The organism is Sanguibacter massiliensis, from assembly GCF_900240335.1.
GTDB classification, from domain to species: domain Bacteria; phylum Actinomycetota; class Actinomycetes; order Actinomycetales; family Cellulomonadaceae; genus Flavimobilis; species Flavimobilis massiliensis.
The window spans coordinates 2,129,131-2,151,581 of the sequence record NZ_LT964979.1 but is presented as its reverse complement, the minus strand read 5'-3'; the positions used below and the strand labels follow the sequence as shown (position 1 = coordinate 2,151,581).

21 protein-coding genes are annotated in these 22,451 nt (G+C 73.3%); 6 read left to right on the top strand and 15 right to left on the bottom strand.

Annotated elements, in window-relative coordinates; genetic code table 11:
- Positions 1-192: 192 nt before the first annotated feature.
- The 6 genes from C1729_RS10005 to mobA all read right to left on the bottom strand — a co-directional run bounded on the left by C1729_RS10005 (position 193) and on the right by mobA (position 4,247).
- Complete coding sequence (locus tag C1729_RS10005; protein ID WP_207204600.1) at positions 193-528, bottom strand: DUF6457 domain-containing protein; 336 nt, start codon at positions 526-528, stop codon at positions 193-195.
- A complete protein-coding gene (locus tag C1729_RS10000) occupies positions 525-1,310 on the bottom strand; it encodes an ABC transporter ATP-binding protein (RefSeq protein WP_102509810.1) in 786 nt (261 codons plus the stop codon). The genes C1729_RS10005 and C1729_RS10000 overlap by 4 nt, the downstream gene beginning before the upstream one ends.
- Positions 1,307-2,221, bottom strand: a complete 915-nt coding sequence (locus C1729_RS09995) for an ABC transporter permease (protein WP_242493787.1) — start codon at positions 2,219-2,221, stop codon at positions 1,307-1,309. The genes C1729_RS10000 and C1729_RS09995 overlap by 4 nt, the downstream gene beginning before the upstream one ends.
- A complete protein-coding gene (modA, locus tag C1729_RS09990) occupies positions 2,218-3,129 on the bottom strand; it encodes a molybdate ABC transporter substrate-binding protein (protein ID WP_102509809.1) in 912 nt (303 codons plus the stop codon). Before modA ends, C1729_RS09995 begins: the two co-directional genes overlap by 4 nt.
- A complete protein-coding gene (locus C1729_RS09985) occupies positions 3,126-3,527 on the bottom strand; it encodes a TOBE domain-containing protein (RefSeq protein ID WP_102509808.1) in 402 nt (133 codons plus the stop codon). Before C1729_RS09985 ends, modA begins: the two co-directional genes overlap by 4 nt.
- Positions 3,528-3,629: 102 nt before the next feature.
- Entirely contained in the window at positions 3,630-4,247 is a 618-nt protein-coding gene (gene mobA, locus C1729_RS09980; RefSeq protein ID WP_102509807.1) for a molybdenum cofactor guanylyltransferase, read from the bottom strand.
- A gap of 230 nt (positions 4,248-4,477) precedes the next feature.
- On the opposite strand from mobA, the gene C1729_RS09975 reads away from it, so the two are divergent.
- Complete coding sequence (locus C1729_RS09975) at positions 4,478-4,954, top strand: molybdenum cofactor biosynthesis protein MoaE (protein WP_102509806.1); 477 nt, start codon at positions 4,478-4,480, stop codon at positions 4,952-4,954.
- A 76-nt stretch (positions 4,955-5,030) separates the two neighbouring features.
- On the opposite strand, the gene C1729_RS09970 is transcribed toward C1729_RS09975, so the two are convergent.
- Both C1729_RS09970 and moaA read right to left on the bottom strand, forming a co-directional pair.
- Positions 5,031-5,300, bottom strand: coding sequence for a MoaD/ThiS family protein (locus C1729_RS09970; RefSeq protein ID WP_102509805.1), 270 nt, complete (start codon positions 5,298-5,300; stop codon positions 5,031-5,033).
- A gap of 2 nt (positions 5,301-5,302) precedes the next feature.
- A complete protein-coding gene (moaA, locus tag C1729_RS09965) occupies positions 5,303-6,409 on the bottom strand; it encodes a GTP 3',8-cyclase MoaA (RefSeq protein ID WP_102509804.1) in 1,107 nt (368 codons plus the stop codon).
- Positions 6,410-6,558: 149 nt separating this feature from the next.
- Between moaA and C1729_RS09960 the strand changes: the two genes are divergently transcribed.
- Genes C1729_RS09960 through C1729_RS09950 form a run of 3 tightly spaced genes read left to right on the top strand, consistent with a single transcriptional unit; the run spans position 6,559 to position 8,800 of the window.
- Entirely contained in the window at positions 6,559-7,839 is a 1,281-nt protein-coding gene (locus tag C1729_RS09960) for a molybdopterin molybdotransferase MoeA (protein WP_102509803.1), read from the top strand.
- Positions 7,836-8,324, top strand: a complete 489-nt coding sequence (moaC, locus tag C1729_RS09955) for a cyclic pyranopterin monophosphate synthase MoaC (RefSeq protein WP_102509802.1) — start codon at positions 7,836-7,838, stop codon at positions 8,322-8,324. Before C1729_RS09960 ends, moaC begins: the two co-directional genes overlap by 4 nt.
- Positions 8,324-8,800 carry a MogA/MoaB family molybdenum cofactor biosynthesis protein gene (locus tag C1729_RS09950; protein WP_102509801.1) on the top strand — a complete coding sequence of 159 codons (477 nt, stop codon included), beginning with the start codon at positions 8,324-8,326 and terminating at the stop codon, positions 8,798-8,800. The genes moaC and C1729_RS09950 overlap by 1 nt, the downstream gene beginning before the upstream one ends.
- 420 nt (positions 8,801-9,220) lie before the next feature.
- Here the strand turns inward: C1729_RS09950 and C1729_RS09945 are convergent, their stop codons facing one another.
- The 7 genes from C1729_RS09945 to C1729_RS09915 form a co-directional block, all read right to left on the bottom strand.
- Entirely contained in the window at positions 9,221-10,597 is a 1,377-nt protein-coding gene (locus C1729_RS09945) for a ThiF family adenylyltransferase (RefSeq protein WP_102509800.1), read from the bottom strand.
- Between the two features lie 13 nt (positions 10,598-10,610).
- Positions 10,611-11,357, bottom strand: coding sequence for a respiratory nitrate reductase subunit gamma (narI, locus tag C1729_RS09940; protein ID WP_102509799.1), 747 nt, complete (start codon positions 11,355-11,357; stop codon positions 10,611-10,613).
- Positions 11,354-12,142, bottom strand: coding sequence for a nitrate reductase molybdenum cofactor assembly chaperone (gene narJ, locus C1729_RS09935; RefSeq protein ID WP_242493785.1), 789 nt, complete (start codon positions 12,140-12,142; stop codon positions 11,354-11,356). Before narJ ends, narI begins: the two co-directional genes overlap by 4 nt.
- A complete protein-coding gene (gene narH / locus C1729_RS09930; RefSeq protein WP_102509798.1) occupies positions 12,139-13,929 on the bottom strand; it encodes a nitrate reductase subunit beta in 1,791 nt (596 codons plus the stop codon). Before narH ends, narJ begins: the two co-directional genes overlap by 4 nt.
- Positions 13,929-17,714, bottom strand: coding sequence for a nitrate reductase subunit alpha (locus C1729_RS09925; RefSeq protein WP_422917648.1), 3,786 nt, complete (start codon positions 17,712-17,714; stop codon positions 13,929-13,931). Before C1729_RS09925 ends, narH begins: the two co-directional genes overlap by 1 nt.
- An 84-nt stretch (positions 17,715-17,798) precedes the next feature.
- On the bottom strand, positions 17,799-19,112 hold the full coding sequence (locus C1729_RS09920; RefSeq protein ID WP_102509796.1) for an MFS transporter: 1,314 nt from the start codon (positions 19,110-19,112) through the stop codon (positions 17,799-17,801).
- A 174-nt stretch (positions 19,113-19,286) separates the two neighbouring features.
- Positions 19,287-19,931, bottom strand: a complete 645-nt coding sequence (locus C1729_RS09915) for a helix-turn-helix transcriptional regulator (RefSeq protein ID WP_102509795.1) — start codon at positions 19,929-19,931, stop codon at positions 19,287-19,289.
- Between the two features lie 179 nt (positions 19,932-20,110).
- Between C1729_RS09915 and C1729_RS09910 the strand changes: the two genes are divergently transcribed.
- Together C1729_RS09910 and C1729_RS09905 are read left to right on the top strand one after the other, a co-directional pair.
- Positions 20,111-21,199: a magnesium and cobalt transport protein CorA gene (locus C1729_RS09910; protein ID WP_102509794.1), complete on the top strand. Its 1,089-nt coding sequence runs from the start codon at positions 20,111-20,113 to the stop codon at positions 21,197-21,199.
- Between the two features lie 208 nt (positions 21,200-21,407).
- Positions 21,408-22,268, top strand: coding sequence for a LysR family transcriptional regulator (locus C1729_RS09905; protein ID WP_102509793.1), 861 nt, complete (start codon positions 21,408-21,410; stop codon positions 22,266-22,268).
- Positions 22,269-22,451: the final 183 nt, after the last annotated feature.

Below are 22,451 nucleotides of genomic sequence, written 5' to 3'. Positions count from 1 at the left end.
ACAGTAGCGGCCGGGTCCGACATTCGCGGCGCAAGACGCGTGGGGCGGCCTCGATGGGGCGATTCACGACGCGATCGCGACCGCACCGCCCGACACCTCGCCTCTTGCCGAGATGCGGCGCGGGTTCATCGCCGCGCTCGACGCGAAGGTCGCCGAACGCTACGAGCAGTTCCGGCAGCGCCCCGCGTGAGCTCACGCCCCGTCCGACGGCTCCTCGGCCTTCTCGTCGTCGACCGCGCGCGCAAGGCGCCTGACAGCGTTCGGCTCCCACTCGGAGACGAGCCCGTCGACGACCTCGAGCCGGGCGAGCACCTCGGCGACGACGGCCTCGGCGTTCGAGCGGCGCGTGAGCACGCGTCCGGCGGAGAGCCCGACGAGGAACGCGGTGAGCGGCGCGCCGGGACGGACGGCGTTGTGGGCGACGTCGCGGACCATGTCGAGCAGCGGGCCGGTCACCTGATCGAGGACGTCGTGCTCGATGTCGAGGGCGGGTCCTGCCTGCTCGAGCCAGCGGTCGAGGTCGCTCACCTGGGTCTCCATCCGTCGTCGGCCCGCTCCGAGCGGGCCTCGTGCCCTGATTCTCCCCCGAGGGTGGCCCTCCCGTCAGCCAGGTGCAACGTGCGCGTGCCGAGGGCGGCCGCCTCGGTGGCGTCGTGCGTGACGAGGACGGTGGGGATGCCGCGCCCGACGACGTCGCGTACGACGTCGTGGAGGAGCGGCCGGACGGCGGCGTCGAGCGCCGCGAACGGCTCGTCGAGCAGCAGCAGCCGGGGTTCGACGACGAGGGCGCGGGCGAGCGCGACGCGCTGCGACTGCCCGCCGGAGAGCCGGTCGGCGCGGTCGTGGGCGTGGTCGGTGAGGCCGACGCGTGCGAGGGCGTCGGCCGCGCGCGCCCGCGCGACACCCGGCCGGACACCGCGGGCGCGGAGCCCGAACGCGACGTTCTCGAGGACGCTGAGGTGCGTGAAAAGGACGTGGGACTGCGGCACGAGCCCGACGTGCCGGCCCGCAGCGGGCACGTGCTGGCGTGCGTCGTCGAGCACCATCCCGCCGAGCGTCACGGTCCCGCCGCTCAGCGGCACGAGGCCCGCGAGCGCCCAGAGAAGCGTCGACTTGCCGGACCCGTTGGGCCCGACAACGCACAGGACCTCGCCGGGCGCGACATTGAGGGATACGTCGAGCCGCAGGCGGCCGCGCTCGGCGACGACGTGCGCGCGGAGGCTGTCGGGCAGCGGCGTCGTGCCGGGCCCGACGCGACCGTCGGCCGCGCGTCCCCCGGCCGCCCCGGCTCCGGGCCCCAGGAGCGTCATCGCGCACCCGCCATCTCGACGCCGCGCGCAGCGAGCCCCGCGAGCCCGCCGAGCCAGCGCGAGCGCAGCGCGACGAGCACGACGAGCGACACGGCGACGAGCACGAGCGAGAGCGCGACGGCGGTCGCACGGTCACGTTCGAGCGCGAGGTAGATCGCGACGGGCATCGTGCGCGTGACGCCGGGGAAGTTGCCCGCGAACGTGATGGTCGCGCCGAACTCGCCGAGGGCACGCGCGAACGCGAGGACGGCGCCCGCGGCGACGCCGGGCGCGACGACGGGCAGCGTCACGCGCCGGAACACGTACCAGCGCGAGCCGCCGAGCGACGCGGCGACCTGCGCGAGCCGCGGGTCGACGGCCCGCAGCGCGGCATCGACGGAGATGACGAGGAACGGCAGTGCGACGAACGTCTGCGCGACGACGACGGCCGCCGTCGTGAACGGCAGCTGCACGCCGAACCACGCGTCGAGATGCTCCCCCAGCAGGCCCCGACGGCCGAGCAGCGCGAGGAGAGCGACACCCCCAACGACGGGCGGCAGCACCATGGGCATCGTCACGAGCGCGCGCACGAGGCCGGGCAGCGGCAGGGCGTCGTGCGCGAGCAGCCACGCGAGCGGCACGCCGAGCACGACGCACAGCACCGCCGAGAGGCTCGCGGGGCGCAGGCTCAGCCAGAGGGCCTCGGCCGCAGGGCCGTCGTCGAGCAGGGACGTCATCTCGCCCCCGGGGGCCGAGGCGACGAGCGCGACAAACGGCGCGACGAGGAACGCGAGCGCGGGCACGCCCGGGATCGCGAGCGCGAGGGGCGGCCGTGGCCGGGTTGCTCGGCGCCGCGGCTCCGCACGACGACTCCCCGCGGCGGCGCGCGGATACCGCGCCGCAGCGGGCTGCCGTGGGGCGTCGGACGTCACGGCACGCGGAACCCGGCGTCGGTGAGCGCGGCACGGCCCCGCTCGGAGTCGAGCAGCGCGCGGAACGCGGCGGCCGCGGCCGGGTTGGGCGCCTCGGCGACGGTCGCGACGAGGTAGTCGTTGACGACGCTCGCGGCCTCGGGGACCTCGATCGTGCGGACGGCCTCGCCGGCGTCCTTCGCATCGGTCGTGTAGACGAGTGCTGCGTCGACCTCGCCCGTGACGGCGAGCGTGAGCGCGGCCGTGACGTTCTCGGCGTACGTGTCGGGAGTGACGGTGAGCCCGGCCTGCTCGATGACCTGGGCGGCCGCGGCCCCGCACGGCACCTCCTCGGCGCACAGGGCGAGCCGCAGGTCGCCGTTCTCAAGGTCTGTGAGGGTCGCGACCTTCCCCGGGTTGTCGGGCGGCGTGACGATGACGAGCGTGTTGCCCGCGAACACCGCCTGGTCGGTCACGCGCTCGGCGGCCGTCGTCATCGTCGCGGCCGAGGCCGTAAGGAGCAGGTCGGCGGGAGCGCCCGCGACGACCTGCTCCGCGAGCGCGGAGCTCGCCGCGAACGAGAAGTCGATCTGCAGGCCGGGGTGGGCGGCCTCGAGCTCGTCGCCGAGCTCGGTGAGGGCGGGCTGGAGGGACGCGGCGGCGAGGACGACGAGGCGTCCGGCGACGGCGGGCGTCGTCCCGCTGGGCGACACAGTGCCCGACGACGCCCCGCTGAAGGACGCCGTGCCGGACGCCGTCCCGGACGACGGCGCCGCGTCGGCGCACGCGACGAGCCCGCTCGCAGCGAGCGCCGCGAGCGCGAGGGCGGCGACGTGGCGGGAGGCGATCTGGCGGGCCGCGGGACGGGTCCGACGTGGACCGGGCGCTGCGGCCGCCGGACGGATCGCGACGTGTCGGGCCGCGCTCACAGTGCCTCCCCGAGGCGGTCGATCATCACGGACGTCGCCTTGACGCGTGCGGCGACGAGGCTGCCGGGCTCGAGGCCGAGCTCGTCGGCCGCTTCTCGGCTCACGAGCGAGACGATGCGGAACGGTCCGGCCTGGACCTCGACCTGCGCCATGACGCCGTCGCGGACGACGCGCGTGACGATGCCGTCGAGGCGGTTGCGGGCGGAGACGGTGCCGTCACCGCCGTCGGGCGCGTCGGCGAGCTCGCGTGCGAACGCGGCGAGGTCGGCGCCGGCGACGGTCCAGCGGCCTGTGTCGGTGCGGGTCGCGGGCAGGCGGCCGGCGTCGATCCAGCGGCGGACGGTGTCGTCGCTGACGCCGAGCAGCCGCGCGGCCTCACTCACCCGAAGAACGCTCATGCGGCAACTCTAGGACCAAAACACCGCACCCACGGCCTGAATACCGTGAAACCCCCGCATCGCGAGATAGCGCTTCTGGGTCGAGATAGCGCGTGAGGCGCGCTATCTCGACCGAGGAGCGCTATCTCGCGGACCCGAAGGTTCTGCTGCGCGGGCGCGCGCGAGGTCGGCCGGGGTGTCGACGTCGAGCTCCTCGACGTCGGTCACCGGGACCTCGACGATCTCGAGCCCCTCGGCCAGGGCCCGCGCGGGGAGGTTGTGCGCGCCGCCCGCGAGCACGTGCCGGACGGCGTCGAGCCGGTAGGCGGCGAGCAGCGGTTGGCGCCTGCCCGACGCCCCGACTGCGAGCGCCGCCCCCGCGTCCGGGTGCGCGTCGAGAGCCTCGAGCAGGCGCGGCACGACGATGCCCGCCCACGGCTGGTCGCCCGCGAGCGCGACGAGCACGGACGCGTCGGGCGCGGTCGCGGCCCCGGCGGCAAGTGCGGCGGCGGGCCCGCCGCCGGGCGGGTCCTCGCGGACCCAGTGCACGCCGGGGTGCCGGGCATGGGCGGCGGGTCCGGGGTCGTCGGCGACGACGACGCGCGGCCAGGCGGCGGTCGCGTCGAGCACGCGGTCGAGGATCGTGCGCCCACCGACGTCGAGCGCGGTCTTGTCCCCTCCGCCGAGTCGTCGTGCGGTTCCGCCGGCGGGAACGACGGCGAGCACGTCAGCGGCCCTCATGCCCCACCCCCGACTCCCCCACACCCCCACGGATAGACGATTTCCCCCCATCAAACGGGTGCCACGCGTCGATCCGTCGTGACGGGTGCGATGCCACGCTCCCCCACGACGCACGGATAGACGGCTTCCCTCCGTCGAACGGGGGTGCCGCGTCTATCCGTCGCACGGCGATGGGGATTGGCACGGCCTCGACGGCGAGGCCGGGCAGGCGGCGTGCGTAGGGTGGGGGCGTGACCTTGCCCGACGTTCCCTCCCCTCGTGACAGCTCGCGGATCGTGCCGCCGCGCCGCGCCGTCGTGCGCGCGACGGTGACGACGGACCCGCTCGACGTCGACGAGCATGCGCGGCTCGTCGACGACCCGGCGGCGGGCGCGGTCGTGACGTTCGCGGGCGTCGTCCGCGACCATGACGGTGGGCGCGGCGTCACGGGCATCGAGTACGTCGGGCACCCGGACGCGGCCGACGTGCTCGCGCGGGTCGTCGCGGAGGCTGTCGCGGATCTCGACGTCGACGCGGTGGCCGTCACGCACCGGCTCGGGCCGCTCGCGGTCGGCGAGTGCGCGCTCGCCCTCGCGGTGAGCTCGGCGCACCGCCGCGAGGCATTCGAGGCCGCGGCGGCGCTGGTCGACGCGGTCAAGGAGCACCTCCCGGTGTGGAAGCGGCAGGACCTCGCGGACGGCGGCGAGGAGTGGGTCGGCTCGGCCTGAGCGACGGGCTCGCGCGGCGCACGGCGCCGAGGGCGCGCGGCGCCGCGGACGCCCGACGACGGCTCGCCCGGCGGGCTCATCCGCCCGCGAACGGCGGCAGGACGTCGACGGTCGTCGCGCCCGCGAGCGGCGCGGCGGCCTCACGCAGCAGGCGTCCCTCGGCAAGGACGCTGCACAGCGCGAGGAGCGCCTCGAGCCCGGGGTGGGCGGCGAGGACGGCGGCGGTGACGTCGCCGACGGTCGCGTCGACGGGGACGACGAGGGTCTCCTCGTCGCAGCCCGCCCCCGCGGCGGCTGCCGCGAAGTAGCGGACGGTCACGGTCGTGCTGAGGTCGGTCGTCGTCATGCTCATCCCCCGATCGCGCTCATGAGTCGTTGCGGCTGCAGGAAGCCGTCGTCGTCGATGCCGTGGCCGGCCTTCTTGCCCCACATCGCGCCGCGCCACGCGTCTGCGAGCGCGTCGTCGGGAGCGCCGCCGCGCAGGAGCGCGCGCAGGTCGGTCTCCTCACGTGCGAAGAGGCACGTCCGGACCTGTCCGTCGGAGGTGAGCCGCGTGCGGTCGCACGCGCCGCAGAAGGGCCGGGTGACGGTGCCGATGACGCCGACGCGTCCGACGACGACGCCGTCGCGCACGACGCGCCACGTCTCGGCGGGCGCTCCCCCGCGCGCGGCGGCGCCCTCGGACTCGAGGGTGTGCGCGGCGGTGAGGGACGCGAGGATCTCGTCGGCCGTCACCATGTCCTCGCGCACCCACGTGCCGTGCGGGCCGAGCGGCATCTGCTCGATGAACCGCAGCTCGAAGCCGCGTGCGAGCGCCCAGTCGAGCAGCGCGGGCGCCTCGTCGTCGTTGATGCCGCGGACGAGCACGGCATTGACCTTGATGGGCGCGAATCCGACGGCCTCGGCGTCGTCGAGCCCCGCGAGGACGTCGTGGAGGCGGTCGCGGCGGGTGAGCTGCGCGTAGCGCGCGGCGTCGAGGGAGTCGACGGAGACGTTGACGCGCGTGAGGCCGGCGTCCGCGAGCGCGCGGGCGCGCCGGTCGAGGCCGAGGCCGTTCGTCGTGAGGGACGTCGGCACGCGGGCGCCGTCGGGGGTCCGCAACGCGTGCGTCGCCGCGACGATGTCCTCGAGGCCGCGCCGCAGGAGCGGTTCGCCGCCCGTGAAGCGCACCTCGGTCACCCCGAGATGTTCGACGGCGATGCGCACGAGCCGTGAGATCTCGTCGTCGGTGAGCATCTGCTCGGTGGGCGTCCACTCGAGGCCCTCCGCCGGCATGCAGTACGTGCAGCGGAGGTTGCAGCGGTCGGTGAGCGAGACGCGCAGGTCGACGGCGCGACGCCCGAAGCGATCGACGAGACCGGGGTCGGCGGGCCGTACGACCTCGCCGAGGCTCGCCCCGTCGCGTGCGGCGCCGGGCGCCTGCGCGGGATGGTCGGTCGAGGTGAGGTCCGCCACGCCGCCAGTCTAGGAGGCGCCTCCGACATCTGCCCGGCGCCGCCCGTGGAAAAACCCGGTGGCGCCCCTGCGCGGTGTCGGTGGCGCCGAGTAGGTTGGCGCCGTGAGCCCCTCCGACGCCGCCACTCCCGCGCCTCGACGCCCCCGCGCTGCGCCTCGACGCCCCAGCGCAGCGCCTCGACGCGCCCCGCCCGACGCGCACCCCGGCCGAGCACGCGGCCGCGGTCCTCGCGCTCGGCGCCCCGCTGCCCGCCGAGGTGATCCCGGCCGACGTCGCCGCGCTCGGCCGCGTCCTCGCCGCCGACGTCACCTCGCTCGTCGACCTGCCGCCGTGGGACAACTCAGCGATGGACGGGTACGCGCTGCGGCACGCGGATCTCACGGGGGCCCACGGTGAGCGACTCGGCACGGGCACCCTCCCCGTCGTCGACGTCGTCCCGGCGGGCGACCCGCGCGACCTCACGCTCGTCCCGGGTGTGGCGGTGCGCATCATGACGGGTGCTCCGGTGCCGTCGGGCGCGGACACGGTCGTGCAGGGCGAGCGCACCGACGCGGGCCGGGACGCGGTGACGGTTCTCGAGCCCGTGCCGGCCGGCGCGAACATCCGCCGCCGCGGCGAGGACGTCGCGGCGGGCGCGACGGTTCTGCGCGCGGGCGAGGTCCTCACGGCGGCGCGCCTCGGGCTTGCGGCCGCGACGGGTCACGCGACGCTGCCGGTGCGCAGGCGCCCGCGCGTCCTTGTTGTCTCGACGGGCTCGGAGCTTGTCGCGCCCGGCTCCGTCGCGGTCGGGGAGAGCCTGCCGCACGGCGCGATCTTCGAGTCGAACTCCGTCCAGCTCGCGGCGCTCGCGCGCGCGGCGGGCGCGGCGGTGACGGTGCGGACGGTGCCCGACGACGTCGCCGCGCTGCGCGCCCTGCTCACGGACCCACACCTCGCGGCGGACGTCGTCGTGACGAGCGGCGGGGTGTCGGTCGGCGAGTTCGACGTCGTGCGCGACGCGCTCGCCGAGAACCTCGAGCTCGTGCACGTGCGCATGCAGCCCGGGCGTCCGCAGGCGGTCGGCACGCTGCCGTCGGGCGCCGTCGTCGTGGGGCTGCCGGGCAACCCGGTGAGCTCGTACGTGTCGTTCGAGGTCTTCGTGCGGCCGCTGCTGCGGCGCCTCGCGGGTGCCGCGTCGCTCACGCGACGGCGTGTGCGCGCGACGCTCACGGCCCCGCTCACCTCGCCCCCGGGCAAGGAGCAGTACGTGCGCGTCGCGCTCACGTGGTCGGACGGCCTGCCCGAGGCGACACCGGTCGGCGGTCGCGGCTCGCACCTGCTCGGGGCGCTCGCCGCGTCCGACGGGCTCGCGGTCGTGCCCGCGGACGTCACGGACCTCGCGGCGGGGTCGATGGTCGACGTGCTCGACCTGCGGGAGGATGAGGCATGACCTCCCCGACGCCCGACTCTCCCCGCCTCACCCATGTCGACGCGAGCGGCGCTGCTCGCATGGTCGACGTCGCCGAGAAGCCCGTGACCGTGCGCACGGCGACGGCGACGGGCCGCGTGCTCGTCTCCCCCGAGGTCGTCGGCCTGCTGGGCGGCGGGGGCATGCCCAAGGGTGACGCCCTCGCGGTCGCGCGGATCGCAGGCATCGCGGCGGCCAAGCGCACGCCGGACCTCGTGCCCCTGTGCCACCCCATCGCGATCCACGGCGTCAAGGTCGACCTCGTCGTCGAGGACGACGGCGTCGCCATCACGGCGACGGTGCGCACCGCGGACCGGACGGGCGTCGAGATGGAGGCGCTCACGTGCGTGTCCGTCGCGGGGCTCGCGCTCGTCGACATGATCAAGGCGGTCGACAAGCTCGCGACGATCACGGACGTGCGCGTCGAGGCGAAGAGCGGCGGCCGCTCGGGCGACTGGTCGCGCTGATGGCTGGGTCAGCGCGCGTCGTCACGGTGAGCGACCGCGCGTCGGCGGGCGTCTACGAGGACCGCTCCGGGCCGATCCTCGTCGCGGGCCTGCGCGCCCTGGGCCTGGAGGTCCCGGACGCGACGATCGTGCCCGACGGCGACGCGGTGCGCGCCGCGCTGCTCGACGCGGTGCGGGCGGGCGTCGACGTCGTCGTCACGACGGGCGGGACGGGCCTGGGCCCGCGCGACCTCACGCCCGACGCCACGGCGACGGTCGTCGAGCGTCCGGTTCCGGGCCTCGCGGAGCTGCTCCGGGCCGACGGTCTCGCGCGCGGCATCCCGGCGGCGGTCCTCTCGCGCGGTATCGCGGGCGTCGTCGGCCACACGCTCGTCGTCAACGTCGCGGGCTCGACGGGCGCGGCGCGCGACGCCGTCCGCGTGCTCGGTCCGGTCCTCCCCCACGCCCTCGACCAGCTCGCGGGCCGCACGCACTGACGCGTCCGCGCCCGCACTGACGACCCGGACGCACACTCGCGACCCGCTCGCTACCCGCTCGTGGACCGCACCCCACTGCCCCGCCCTCACTCCCACAGCCAGCTCTCGGGCCGCACCCCCTGGCCCGGCCCCTCCCCTTCAGAGCCATATGCATCCGTTTCCGCACTCTGCATGCACTTTGACGCTCAGCACGCCAAAGTGCATGCAGAGAGCGGATTCGCGACACATTGGCCTCAGTCGACGCTTGGCAGGCGGCACCTCGATGCCTCTGCCCTCCGCCTCGTCGAACGCCTGGGCAGGAACGCCGCAGCACGCTGATCGCGTCCGGCCCACGCGGCGGACGCTCCCGGGGCCCCCGCGCAGATCGATGACCGGAGCACAGCTCGATGCAAGGTCCGCGACGTCTGGCCCCGCCGGGACTCAACCGCCAGAGCCCTCCGCCCCCACGACCTCGCGTCCCGTCGCGTGCCATGCGACGACGCCGCCCGTGACCGCCCGCACGTCGGCCATACCGGCCTCGCGGGCGAGGGTCGCGGCGCGCTGGGCGCGCGCGTCGAGCTCGCACAGGACGACGAGCGGCGTGCGCACGGCGCCCGGCCCAACGAACGCCGTGCCGTCCTCGAACTTCTCGAGCGGCACAGACCGCGTGCCGGCGATGCCGTAGGCGGCAAACTCCTCGGGTGAGCGCACGTCGACGACGTCGCAGGCACCGACCACGAGCAGGTCCGCGAGCGCGTCGACGTCGACGCTGGGGACCAGGACCCCGGGCGCGCCAGACGCAACGTGTACGCCGTCAGCGCCGGCTCCACTTCCCGGTCCGAGCCCCGCGAGAGCCCCGCCCGCGTGCACGACGGTCTCCCCTGTCCCCCGCGACACCCCCGCGGGCACCCCGCACGCCGCGACGGTCGCATGCAGGTCCCTCCCGAGAGGCCGCCCCCCAGGAGTCCCGGACACGGCGAGCTCCCGCCACGACGATCCCCACGCGTCGAGCACGAGCAGCCGCCCGAGCAGCGAGGGCCCGCCGCAGACGAGCCGCACGACCTCGAGCGTGAGCATCGAGCCGACGGCCGCGCACACGGCGCCTAGGACGCCGGCCGTCGAGCAGCTCGCGACGCTCCCGGGCGGTGGCGGCACGTCGAACACGTCGCGGTACTCGACGCCGTCGCCGCCGGGCGGCGCGGCCCAGAACGTCGAGACCTGCCCGTGCCCGCCGAGGACGGCGCCCCACACGCAGGGCAGGCCGAGCTCGGCGCACGCGTCGCCGACGAGGTAGCGGGTCGCGAAGTTGTCGGCGCCGTCGACGACGAGGTCGTACCCGCCGAGGATCGCCAGCGCGTTGTCGGGCCCGAGGCGCACGTCGTGCGTGACGACGGTGACGTCGGGGTTGAGGGCGCGCACGGCGTCGGCGGCGGAGTCGACCTTGCTGCGGCCGACGTCCACGGTCCCGTGGATGACCTGGCGCTGGAGGTTGGAGAGGTCGACGACGTCGTCGTCGACGATCCCGAGCGTGCCGACGCCTGCGGCCGCGAGGTATAGCAGGACGGGTGAGCCGAGGCCGCCCGCCCCGACGACGAGGACCCGCGCGCCGAGGAGACGTCGCTGCCCCTCTGCCCCGATCTCGGGCAGGACGAGGTGCCGCGCGTAGCGCTCGGCCTGTGCGCCGGTGAGTGCGGGCCCGGGCTCGACGAGCGGCCCGAGCCGCCGCGGCCCCGGGGCGCGGACCGTCCCGGGTGCGGCGGCGCCTGCCGAGGCGGCCCTGGCCGCCCCGGGCGCGGCGGGCGTTCCCACAAAAGTCATGCCGCCCAGCGTCTCACCGCTTGCGCGAGCGCGTCTCGACCGGGTCCCAGCCGGGACGGCCCTCGCGCATGCCCTGCTGGGCGTCGCGCGAGCGGTAGACGATGTACGGCCGCACGAGGTAGCCGACGGGCGCCGACCACACGTGGACGAGCCGCGTGAAGGGCCACAGCGCGAGGAGCAGCAGCCCCGAGACGACGTGGAGCGCGAAGAGCACGGGGATGCCGTCCATGAGCGCGACGTCCGGCTGGAAGTACATGACGGAGCGGATCCACGGCGAGATCGTCTCGCGGTAGTTGTAGCCGCCGCCGATGATCTGCTCGACGACGGTCGCGGCCGTGCCGAACGCGATCGCGGCGCCGAGCGCCACGAACATGAGCTTGTCCATGCGCGTCGTCGCGAGAAACACCGAGCGGGTGCGGCGACGCCGGTAGATGAGGATCGCGAGGCCCACGACGGTGAGGACCGCCGCGAACGTCCCGAGCCAGGTCGCGCCGAGGTGATACATGTGCTCGTCGATGCCGATCGCGTAGAGCCACTCGCGCGGGATGAGCAGCCCGACGACGTGCCCGCCGGCGACCATGAGCACGCCGACGTGGAACATCGGCGAGCCCCAGCGCAGGAGCTTCTTCTCGTAGACCTCGCTCGAGCGGGTCGTCCACCCGAACTGGTCGTAGCGGTAGCGCCACACGTGCCCGACGACGAACACGGCGGTGACGACGTAGGGCAGGACGCCCCACAGCAGGATGTCGGTCGCACTCATGGCGTCGCCTCCGGGCGGACGGACGGGAACGGGAGGAGGGTGCCGCCGAGGCCGACCATCTCCTGGGGCGGTCCAGCGGAGAGCAGGTCGACGAACCGCGCGGCGGCGGCGTCGTCGACCTGCGGGAGCGTGCGGCACAGCGCGTCGAGCAGGTGCCGGTACTGGCTGCGCACGTGGTGGAGCGCGGACCGCAGGAGCTCGACGCCCTCGCGGTGGGTCGCGAGCAGCATGTCGACGATCGGTCCGCCCTCGCGTGCGGAGAGCTCGAGGACGCTCGGCAGGTAGTCGGGCAGGTCGTCGTCGCCGAGCTCCCAGCCGCACGCGGCGAACGCCTCGGCGAACGTCACGAGCGCCATGCCGCGCCGGCGCGTGTCGCCCGACGAGTAGTACGTGAGGTGGAGGGCGCAGCGGCGCTTCTGGTCGAAGGTCTCGACGTAGTGGATCTGCGTGCGGTCGACGCCCCACTCGCGGACGGCGGCGACGTGCGTGCGCAGGTCGTCGCCGATGACGGCGGGGAGTGCGGACGCGGTCGCCTCGACGGCGCCGAGGCGCTCGTCGTAGGACGCGTCGGGGTAGTCGAGGAGCAGCGCGACGGCCATGTGGGTCGCGCGCCGCAGCTCGTCGGGCAGGTCGACGGGGTCGAGGAACGGCAGCGGCTCGGTGCGTCCGCCGCGCCGGGGCGCGGTCGAGGCGGGCGGCACGGAGGTGACGGGCTCGGGCGGCCCCGCGGGCAGCGGGGCGCGTCCGGTGACGCGCTGCCAGAGCGTGGGTGCGGGGGCGCTCACAGCCGCGGCCCTCCCTCGGGGATCGCCGAGGCGCCGGGCTCGGGGCCCGGGTCGGAGCCTGGTTCGGGGCCCGACGGCGGCGTCGCGCCGTCGGGGTCGGGCGCACCGGGCGCCGCGCCGTGCGGGTGCGAGGTGCCCTCACGCTCGGGGAACATGCCGGGTGGCGTGCCCTGCCCGTCCCACGTGAGGAGGTTGACGCGGGAGCGCGGCTCGTCGATCGCGTCGGCGGTCTGCCGTTCCTGGAGGATGTGGAAGTTCTCGACGGTCGCGCGCAGCGGCGTGCCGCTCGAGGATCCGAAGCGCGGGCCGCCCATGCCGGGGCCGCCCTCGTGGTCGAGCGAGCAGCCCGAGTCGAGCTCGTCGAGGCCGAGCATCTCGAGCTCGCGGGCCGTCTCTGCGTGCGCGGTCGGGATGACGTAGCGGTCCTCGTACTTGGCGATCGCGAGGAGCCGGTACATCGCTTCGATCGTCTCGCCGTCCATGCCGACGGACTCGGCGATGAGCGGGTCCTGCTCGAGCCCGAGGTTGACGTTGCGCATGTGCGCACGCATCGCGGCGAGGCGCTGCAGGGACTGCACGACGGGCGCGGTGTCGCCCGCGCTGAAGAGGCCGGCGAGGTACTCGACGGGGATGCGGAGCTTGTCGATCGCGTGGAAGAGCGTCGGCGCGTCCTCACCGTCGTTGCCGGAGTCGGTAACGACGTCGACGACGGGCGACAGCGGCGGCACGTACCAGACCATGGGGAGCGTCCGGTACTCGGGGTGCAGGGGCAGCGCGATCTCGTAGCGGGAGATGAGGTCCCAGCACGGGGAGTTCTGCGCGGCCTCGATCCAGTCCTCCGCGATGCCGTCGCGGCGGGCTGCGGCGACGACCTCGGGGTCGTGGGGGTCGAGGAACACGGCGCGCTGCGCGTCGAGGAGGTCCTTCTCGTCGCGGACGGTCGCGGCTTCGAGCACCTTGTCGGCGTCGTAGAGGACGAGCCCGATGTACCGCAGGCGGCCGACGCACGTCTCGGAGCACACGGTCGGCTGGCCGACCTCGAGGCGCGGGTAGCAGAGCGTGCACTTCTCGGCCTTGCCGGTCTTGTGGTTGAAGTACACCTTCTTGTAGGGGCAGCCGGTGACGCACATGCGCCAGCCGCGGCACTGGTCCTGGTCGACGAGGACGATGCCGTCCTCCTCGCGCTTGTACATCGCGCCCGACGGGCACGAGGCGACGCACGACGGGTTGAGGCAGTGCTCGCAGATGCGCGGCAGGTAGAACATGAAGGACTGCGAGAACTCGGCCTCGACGCGCTTGGACATGGTGGCGAGGATCGGGTCCTGCTGCATGGTCTCGCCCGCGCCGCCGAGGTTGTCGTCCCAGTTCGCGGACCACGTGATGGCCATGTTGTCGCCCGTGAGGAGCGACATGGGACGGGCGACGGGCGTGTGCTCGCCCTGGGGCGCGGAGATGAGCGTGTCGTAGTCGTACGTCCACGGCTCGTAGTAGTCGGAGATCTCCGGGAGCACGGGATTGGAGAAGATGCTCGCGAGCTTCGCGAGGCGTCCGCCCGCCCGGAGCTTGAGCCGGCCGCCGCGGGTGAGCTGCCAGCCTCCCTTCCAGCGGTCCTGGTCCTCGTACGTGCGCGGGTACCCGATGCCGGGCCGCGTCTCGACGTTGTTGAACCACACGTACTCCATGCCGGAGCGGTTCGTCCACGCCTGCTTGCACGTGACCGAGCACGTGTGGCAGCCGATGCACTTGTCGAGGTTCATCACCATCGTCATCTGTGCCATGACTCGCATCAGTACGTCACCTCCTGGCTCCGACGGCGGATGGTCGTGACCTCGTCGCGCTGGTTGCCCGTCGGGCCGAGGTAGTTGAACGCGAACGACAGCTGGGCGTACCCGCCGACGAGGTGGCTCGGCTTGAGCAGCACGCGCGTGAGCGAGTTGTGGATGCCGCCGCGCAGCCCCGAGGTCTCCGACCTCGGGACGTCCACGGTGCGGTCCTTCGCGTGGTACATGTACACGGTCCCCTCCGGCATGCGGTGGGAGACGATCGCGCGGGCGACGACGACGCCGTTGCGGTTGTACGACTCGATCCAGTCGTTGTCGGTGACGCCGATCTTCGCCGCGTCCTGCGGCGACATCCAGATCGTGGGGCCGCCGCGGGACAGGGCGAGCATGAAGAGGTTGTCCTGGTACTCGGAGTGGATCGACCACTTCGAGTGGGGCGTGAGGTAGCGGACGGCGACCTCGGCGTGGCCCTCGGCGGCGCGCACGCCCGAGGCGTCGGTCGAGCCGACGCGCGCGTCGCCGAAGAGCCGGTGCATGTCGAGCGGCGGCCGGTAGACGGGCAGGGACTCGCCGAGCTCGCTCATCCAGTCGTGGTCGAGGTAGAAGTGCTGGCGTCCCGTGAGGGTGTGCCAGGGCCGTGCGTGCTCGACGTTGATGGCGAACGCCGTGTAGCGGCGGCCGCCGTGCTCGGAGCCGGACCACTCGGGCGACGTGAGGACCGCGACGGGCGCCGACTGCGTCTGCGCGAAGGTGATCCGCTGGCCCTCGTTGTCCTCGGCGAGGTGCGCGATCCGCGTGCCGGTGCGCTTCTCGATGTCCTTGAAGCCCTGGACGGCGAGGCGGCCGTTCGTCGTGCCGGACAGCGCGAGGATCATCTCGCACGCCTGCTGCGCGGTCTCGAGGCGGGGCCGTCCGGCGCCGACGCCGTTCCCGGCGACGAGGCCGTTGAGGACGCCGAGCTCGGCGACCTCGGGCGTCGGGTCGAACGCGACGGACTTCGTCACCATGCCGAGGCGGTCGGTGAGCGGCCCGAGCGCCGACCACTTCTCGGCGATCTTCGTGTAGTCGCGCTCGACGACGACGAGCTTCGGCATCGTCTGCCCCGGCACGCGCTCCGCCGGCGGCGGCACGACGCCGTGGGGGTACGCGAGCTCGTCGGGCGTGTCGTGCGCGAGGGGCACGGCGACGAGGTCGGAGCGGGCCTCGAGGTGCCCGACGGCGAGCCGCGAGACCTCCTTCGAGAGCGTCGCGTAGATGTCGAAGTCCGTGCGCGTCTGCCACGGCGGGTTGATCGCCGGGTTGAACGAGTGAATGAACGGGTGCATGTCGGTCGACGAGAGGTCGTACTTCTCGTACCAGGTCGCGGCCGGCAGGACGACGTCGGAGAAGAGAGTCGTCGACGTCATGCGGAAGTCGCTCGTCACGAGGAGGTCGAGCTTGCCGCGCGGTGCCTCGTCCCGCCACGTCATCGTCGTCGGGCGGCGGTCGGGGCCGGCCTCGTCGGCGAGGACCGCGGAGTCCGTGCCGAGCAGGTGCTTGAGGAAGTACTCGTTGCCCTTGCCGGACGAGCCGAGGATGTTGGCGCGCCAGATGTTGAGGACCCGCGGGAAGTTCGCGGGGTCGTCGGGGTCCTCGCACGCGAAGCGCAGGGAGCCGTCGGCGAGGGAGTCGACGACGTGCTGCGCGGGTTCCTTGCCCGCGGCGCGCGCCTCGTCGACGAGGTCGAGCGGGTTGCGGGAGAACGTCGGGTAGCTCGGCATCCAGCCGCGCTGCGCGGACTCGACGAGGCAGTCGGCCGTCGTCCGGTCGGAGAACATGCCCTCGGCGAGCGGGGAGGCGAGCGCGTCGGCGGGAAGGCCGTCGTAGCGCCACTGGTCGGTCGCGAGGTACCAGAACGCCGTGCCGATCATGTTGCGCGGCGGGCGCTGCCAGTCGAGCGCGTTCGCGTACTGCGTGTAGCCCGTGAGCGGCCGGACCTTCTCCTGGCCGACGTAGTGCGCCCAGCCACCACCGTTGACGCCCTGGCAGCCGGTCATCGCGGTGAGCGCGAGGAACGTGCGGTAGATCGTGTCGGAGTGGAACCAGTGGTTGGTGCCCGCGCCCATGAGGATCATCGAGCGGCCGCCCGAGTCCTCGGCGTTCTGCGCGAACTCCCGGCCGATGCGCGCGGCGAGCTCGGCGGGCACGGAGGTGATCTCCTCCTGCCACGCCGGGGTTCCGGGGGTGCTCGGGTCGTCGTAGCCCGTCGGCCACGTGCCCGGAAGGCCCTCACGGCCGACGCCGTACTGGGCGAGCATGAGGTCGTAGACCGTCGTGACGAGCTCGTCGCCGACGGCGACGACGGGCACGCCGCGCCGCACGGCTCCGGCGCCGCCCGTGTGGCGGCCCTGCTCGGTCGTGCCGGGGACGGCGCCGTCCTTCTCGGGGTCGCCCGGCGCGACGTCGAAGCGCGGCAGGTCGAGCTCGACGGCCTGGCCGTCCCAGCTAGCGAGGTCCATGACGGACAGGCGCGGGTCGAGGTCGCCGAGCTCGAGGTTCCACGTGCCAGCCTTCGCCGGGTCGAAGCGGTGACCGAGAGAGCCGCCGGGAATCTTCACGGAGCCGTCGGCGTCGAGCACGGCCGTCTGGAACGCGGCGTCGCGGTCGGTCCCGGGCGTCGGGAGGTCCGCGGCCGTGAGGAACTTGCCGGGCACCCACGCGTCGCCGCGACGGCGCAGCCGCACGAGGTTGGGCGCGTCGGTGAACCGCTGCATGTAGTCGATGAACCGCTCGGTGCGGCGCGCGACGTGGAACTCGGTGAGGATGACGTGGCCCATCGCCATCGCGAGGGCGCCGTCCGTGCCCGGGTGCGGCGCCATCCAGTCGTCGGCGAACTTCGTGTTGTCCGCGTAGTCCGGGGAGACCGTGACGACCTTCTGCCCGCGGTAGCGGGCCTCCGTCATGAAGTGCGCGTCCGGGGTGCGGGTCACGGGGACGTTCGAGCCCCACATCATGAGGTAGGACGCGTTCCACCAGTCCGCGGACTCCGGGACGTCCGTCTGGTCGCCGAACACCTGCGGCGAGGCGACGGGCAGGTCCGCGTACCAGTCGTAGAACGAGAGCATCGTGCCGCCGAGCAGGTGCACGAAGCGCGCCCCCGCGCCGTGCGACACCATCGACATCGCAGGGATGGGGCTGAAGCCCGCGATGCGGTCCGGTCCGAACTCCTTGGCCGTGTGGACGTGCGCGGCCGCGACGATCTCCGCAGCCTCCTCCCACGTCGCGCGGACGAGCCCGCCCTTGCCGCGCGCCGCCTTGTACGAACGCGCCGTCTCCGGGTCGCCCGTCACCTCCGCCCACGCGAGCACCGGGTCACCGGTGCGGGCCTTCGCCGCCCGGTACGCGTGGAGCAGCGTCCCGCGCACGTACGGGTAGCGGATGCGCGTCGGCGAGTACGTGTACCAGGAGAACGCGGCTCCGCGCGGGCAGCCACGCGGCTCGTACTCGGGCGACCCCGGGCCGACCGACGGGTAGTCCGTCTGCTGCGTCTCCCACGTGATGATGCCGTTCTTCACGTAGACCTTCCACGAGCACGAGCCCGTGCAGTTGACGCCGTGCGTCGAGCGGACGATCTTGTCGTGCGACCAGCGGTCCCGGTAGAACGCGTCGCCCGTCCGACCTCCCTCGACGAAGACGGAGCGCAGGTCCTCGGAGACCTTGCCCTTATGCAGCTTCGAGCCGACGCGCACGAGCGCGTCGACGAGGCTGTTGTCGAGGCCCGGGGTGCGGGTCGCTGCGTCGGTCATGCTCATCCTCGTTCTCTCGGCGGTGGCGCCGGGTCGGGTGGACGTCGTGCAGGTCGGGCGTCGTCCCCGGCGGGGACGACGCCCGAGAGGTCAGCTCGGGTGGGGTGCGCAGGGGCGCACGTAGTTCGTCCACGTGAGCCACGTGCAGAAGGCGAAGAAGACGGCGGCGCCGATGAAGAACGAGCGCGGCGAGACGAAGGACAGGCCCATGCCGACGACGAACGGCCCGAACGCCGCGATCGCGGACGTGAAGCCGATGACGCCACCTGCGCGACGCTTGTCGAAGATCATCGGCATCTGCTTGAACGTGCCCGCGTTGCCGATGCCCGCGAACGTGAAGATCGCGAGCATGCCCGTGAGGAACCACGTGAACTGCGAGACGTCGGTGGGGCTGAGGAAGAAGACCGTGAACACCGTCGAGATCGTCATGCCGATGCCCGCGACGAACGTCCAGATCGCGCCGCCGAACCGGTCGCACAGCGGCCCCCAGGCGGCGCGCGTCGCCGAGCCGAGCAGCGGGCCGATGAACGCGAACTTCAGCGGGTCGGGGGCGTTCTCGAAGCTGCCGAACTCGGCGAGCGTGATGAGGCCGAGCTGCGCGGCGAAGCCGGAGAACGCGCCGAACGTCATGAGGTAGATCGCGGTCATCACCCACGTCTGCTTGACGCCGAAGATGTCGAGCTGGTCGCGGAAGCTCGCGCGGATCGGCACGCGCTTGAGCACGACGGCCGCGAGCACGATACCGAGGACGATCCATGGCACGACGACAAGCGCGACGTTGTGGAGCCACAAGTCACCGCCGTCTGTCGTCGACTGCGGCGTGAGGACGGCGGTGCCGAAGAGGCCGAAGCCGACGACCCACGGTGCGAGCAGCTGGACGAGGCTCACGCCGAAGTTCCCGATGCCGGCCTGGAGGCCGAGCGCGGTGCCGGACATCTTCTTGGGGAAGAAGTAGCTCGTCGACGGCATGAACCCGGCGAACGCGCCGCCGCCGATGCCCGTCATGAACGAGAGGACGAGGAGCGTCTCGTACGTCGTCGAGGAGTCACGGACCGCGAACGTCCACCCGAGCACGGGGAGCAGGAGGAGCGTGGTCGCGCCGCCCACGAGGGTGCGCGTCCCGACGATCGGTGGCAGGAACATGAAGATGAGCCGCATGGCGCCGCCGGCGAGGCCGGGGATCGCGGCGAGCCAGTAGAGCTGGCCGGGGTCGAGGTCGAAACCGACGCTGTTGAGGCGCGGTGCGATCGCCGAGACGAGGTACCACACCATAAACGCGAGGGTGAGGTTGTACGTCGTCACCCACAGGGTCCGCCACGCGAGCCCCTTGTCCCAGGTGCGCTCGTCCTCAGGGTTCCAGTTGGACAGGTCGCGGGCGAGGTCGGGTCCTGCTGTCGTCGCCATCTGCACTCCCAGGGTGCGGTCCGAGTACGGCGGGTGGTGCCGTCGAGGCGAGCATGCCCGGGAAGGGTGTGCGCATGTCGTCGTCGACGCCGTGCTTAATCGACCGTAGCGGCACGGCCCGGGCCGAGCCACCCCTGACGCGAAACTCGTCCCGCCTGGTGCGGCTGGACGCGGTCAGGCGATGCGGCGGCGCAGGCTCAGCGTGCAGTGCTCCTCGCCGACGAACGGCTCGAGCCGTTTGACGTCGTGGTCGCCCTCGGCCTGCTCGAGCACGGACTGCGCCAGCTCGGTGTGAAGGCGGCACACGACGTCCTGCCGGGCGCGGGCAAGCTCGAGGAACGGGCAGCGGAAGAGGTGGAACGTGAGGTCGCCCGGCGCGTAGACCGGGTCGAAGCCGATGCGGTCGAGGTGGGCCTCGAGCGCGAGGACGTCCCGTTCCGACTCGACCGGCGCGGGAGTCTGCCCGGTCGCGCTGTCGGCCTGCGAGGCGTCGGCGAGGAGTGCGGCGGCCCGACGTGCCTGCGCGATGTCGGCCTCGAGACGCTGCTGCGCCTCGGGGTCGGCGGCGAGGTCGTCGGCGGTCGTCACGCGGTAGATCATGCGGGGGCGGCCACGGACAGTGCGCACCTCGGGAGCGCGCCGGACGAGGCCGACGTCGACGAGCACGGCAAGGTGCTCGCGGACCGTGTTGGCGTGGAGGCCGGTCCGCGCGACGAGGGCGTCGATGTGCAGGGGGCCGTCGGCCTGGAGGAGGTGGAGCAGCTCGACGCGGCTCTCGGCCGCGAGCGCCCGCGCCACCGCCGATCTGCTCGTCGTCATAACCCGTTTGTACCCCGCCGTGAGAAATCCCCCCGGGACCAAGGTCCCACCCGCTTCCTCCTTCCGGGCTCGTCGCACCACCGCACGCTCCGGCGCCGGCTCATCTCCCCGGACGGGGCGCGTGCGCCGGCGGCGCCGCGCGTCGTTACGCTCGGAGCGTCGTCGTCCTAGGAGTGTGCATGTCCTCGAGCCCCGCCCGCCGCGATCGCCCGCGTCGCCTCCTCGATCTCGTCGCTCGGCGCGAACGGGCTGACGACGTCGCGGTGCCGGCGACCCTGCGGGTGACGCGGCTGCGGGACGGTGAGGTCCTCGAGTCGCAGACCGTCGGCGCCGACGCATCCGACGACGCCGCGGACGCCGCGCTCGCGTTCGCGGAGGCCGAGCCGGACGGGCTCGTCATCCTCGGCTACGACGTCCCCACGGTCGAGCAGGTCGCGCACCTCGGCAGCCGGTGGGACCTGCACCCGCTCCTCGTCGAGGACCTCCTCAAGGCAGGGCAGCGGCCCAAGCTCGAGCGGTACGGCGACGTGCTCTTCGTCGTCGCGCGGCTCGCGTCGTACGACGATCCGACGGAGGACGTGCAGGTGACGGAGTTCCACCTGCTCGTGCGCGGGAACGTCGTCGTCATCGTGTGCCAGGCGCGCAGCGGCGAGACGGTGGGCGACGTCCACCGGATCGCGCGTGACCCGGCGGTGCTGCGGCTCGGCCCGGAGGCCGTCGTCCACTCGTTCCTTGACGTCGCAGTCGACGGGTACGCGCACGTCGTCGCGGACCTCGAGGTGGACCGCGAGGAGATCGAGCGGCAGGTGTTCGACGGTGACGAGGCGGCGGCGGAGCGCATCTACCGGCTGTCGCGCGAAATCATCGACCTTCAGCACGCGGCGGTGCCGCTCGTCGCTGTCGTCGAGGCGTTGCGTGCGGGGTTCGACGAGCACAAGATCCATCTCGAGCTGCGCGCGTACCTCCAGGACGTCGCGGACCACCTCACGCGGGTGACGAGCGCGGTCGCGGAGCTGCGGGACGCGCTCGCGCAGATCCTCAACGTCAACGCGACGCTCGTCAACCAGCGGCAGAACGAGAACATGAAGAAGATCTCGGGGTGGGCAGCGATCCTCTTCGCGCCGACGCTCGTCGGCGCGATCTACGGCATGAACTTCGACGACATGCCGGAGCTCCACTGGTCGTTCGGGTACCCGATGGCGCTGGGCCTCATGCTGGCGCTGGGCGTGGGTCTGTGGATCCTCTTCCGCCGCAACCGCTGGATGTAGGCCTCCCCCGTCCCACCGTCCNTGCTCCCGGTAACCATCTGCCCGGATTCTTGGGGGTGGGCCGGCCCGTGCCAGCGGGGTGTGCCGGGATCGTCGGGCTGGGTGCGGGCGGGGTGGTGCGCGCCGCGAGGAGGCTCATGCCGCCGACGGTAGGCGCGTCGCGTCCCATCTCCTAGTGCAGGATGCATACCTGCCATAGCCTTGATGCATGGACTGGACGGTGCGGGAGCTCGAGGTGTTCGTCGCCGCGGTCGACACCGGATCGTTCACGGACGCGGCCCTGCTGCTGCACGTCTCGCAGGCGTCGGTGTCGCGCACGGTCGCGGCGCTCGAGCGAGCGCTCGGCGACCATCTCCTGCGCCGCGTGCCGCGCGGCTGCGAGCCCACGGCGTTCGGCCTCCAGCTGCTGCCGCACGCGCGTCGGGTGCTCGCGGAGGCGAGTCGGTTCAGCGAGGTCGTGCGGTCGCGGCACGGTCTCGTGCGTCTCGGTTACGCGTGGTCGGCGCTCGGTCGGCACACGGCGCCGCTTCAGCGACGCTGGGCGCGCGAGCACCCGGAGGTGGGGCTCGAGCTCGTGCGGTTCAACTCGCCGACGTCGGGTCTCGCGGAGGGTCGCTGCGATGTCGCGATCGTGCGTCGTCCGGTCGACGACCGTCGGTACGGCTCGTTCGTCGTCGGGCTCGAGCGTCGGCTCGTGGCGTTCGCGTCGGACGACGTCCTGTGGGCGCGTCGTCGTCAGGTGACGATGGCGGGGATCGCGGGGCGGACCGTCGTCATCGATCCGCGCACGGGCACGACGGGCCCGGACCTGTGGCAGGGCGCGGCGACGCTCCCGACGTTCGTCGAGTCGACGGATGTCGACTCGTGGCTCGACGCGATCGCGGCGGGTCGCGGCGTCGGGACGACGGCGCAGGCGACGGCCGACCACCATCCGCGCCCGGGCGTCACGTACCGCCCGATCAAGGACGGCCCGCGCATCGCGGTGCGCCTCGTGTGGCTGCGCGACGCACGTCCCGCGGGCCTCGACGAGCTCGTCCACACGGTGACGGAGCTCTACGCGACCCCCTGACCGCCTGCCCCCTCCCCGCCAGCCCTCTGTGTTCCGATAGCCGATCCGGCCACCTCGCATGTCCGGATCCGCTATCCGTCGGTCCCGGTAAGCCCCGAGCCTTCCCGGATAGCCGATCCGTACGACCTACCTGTGACGATCCGCTATCGAGCGCACCGTGCGGAGCCTGACGGTGCTGGCACC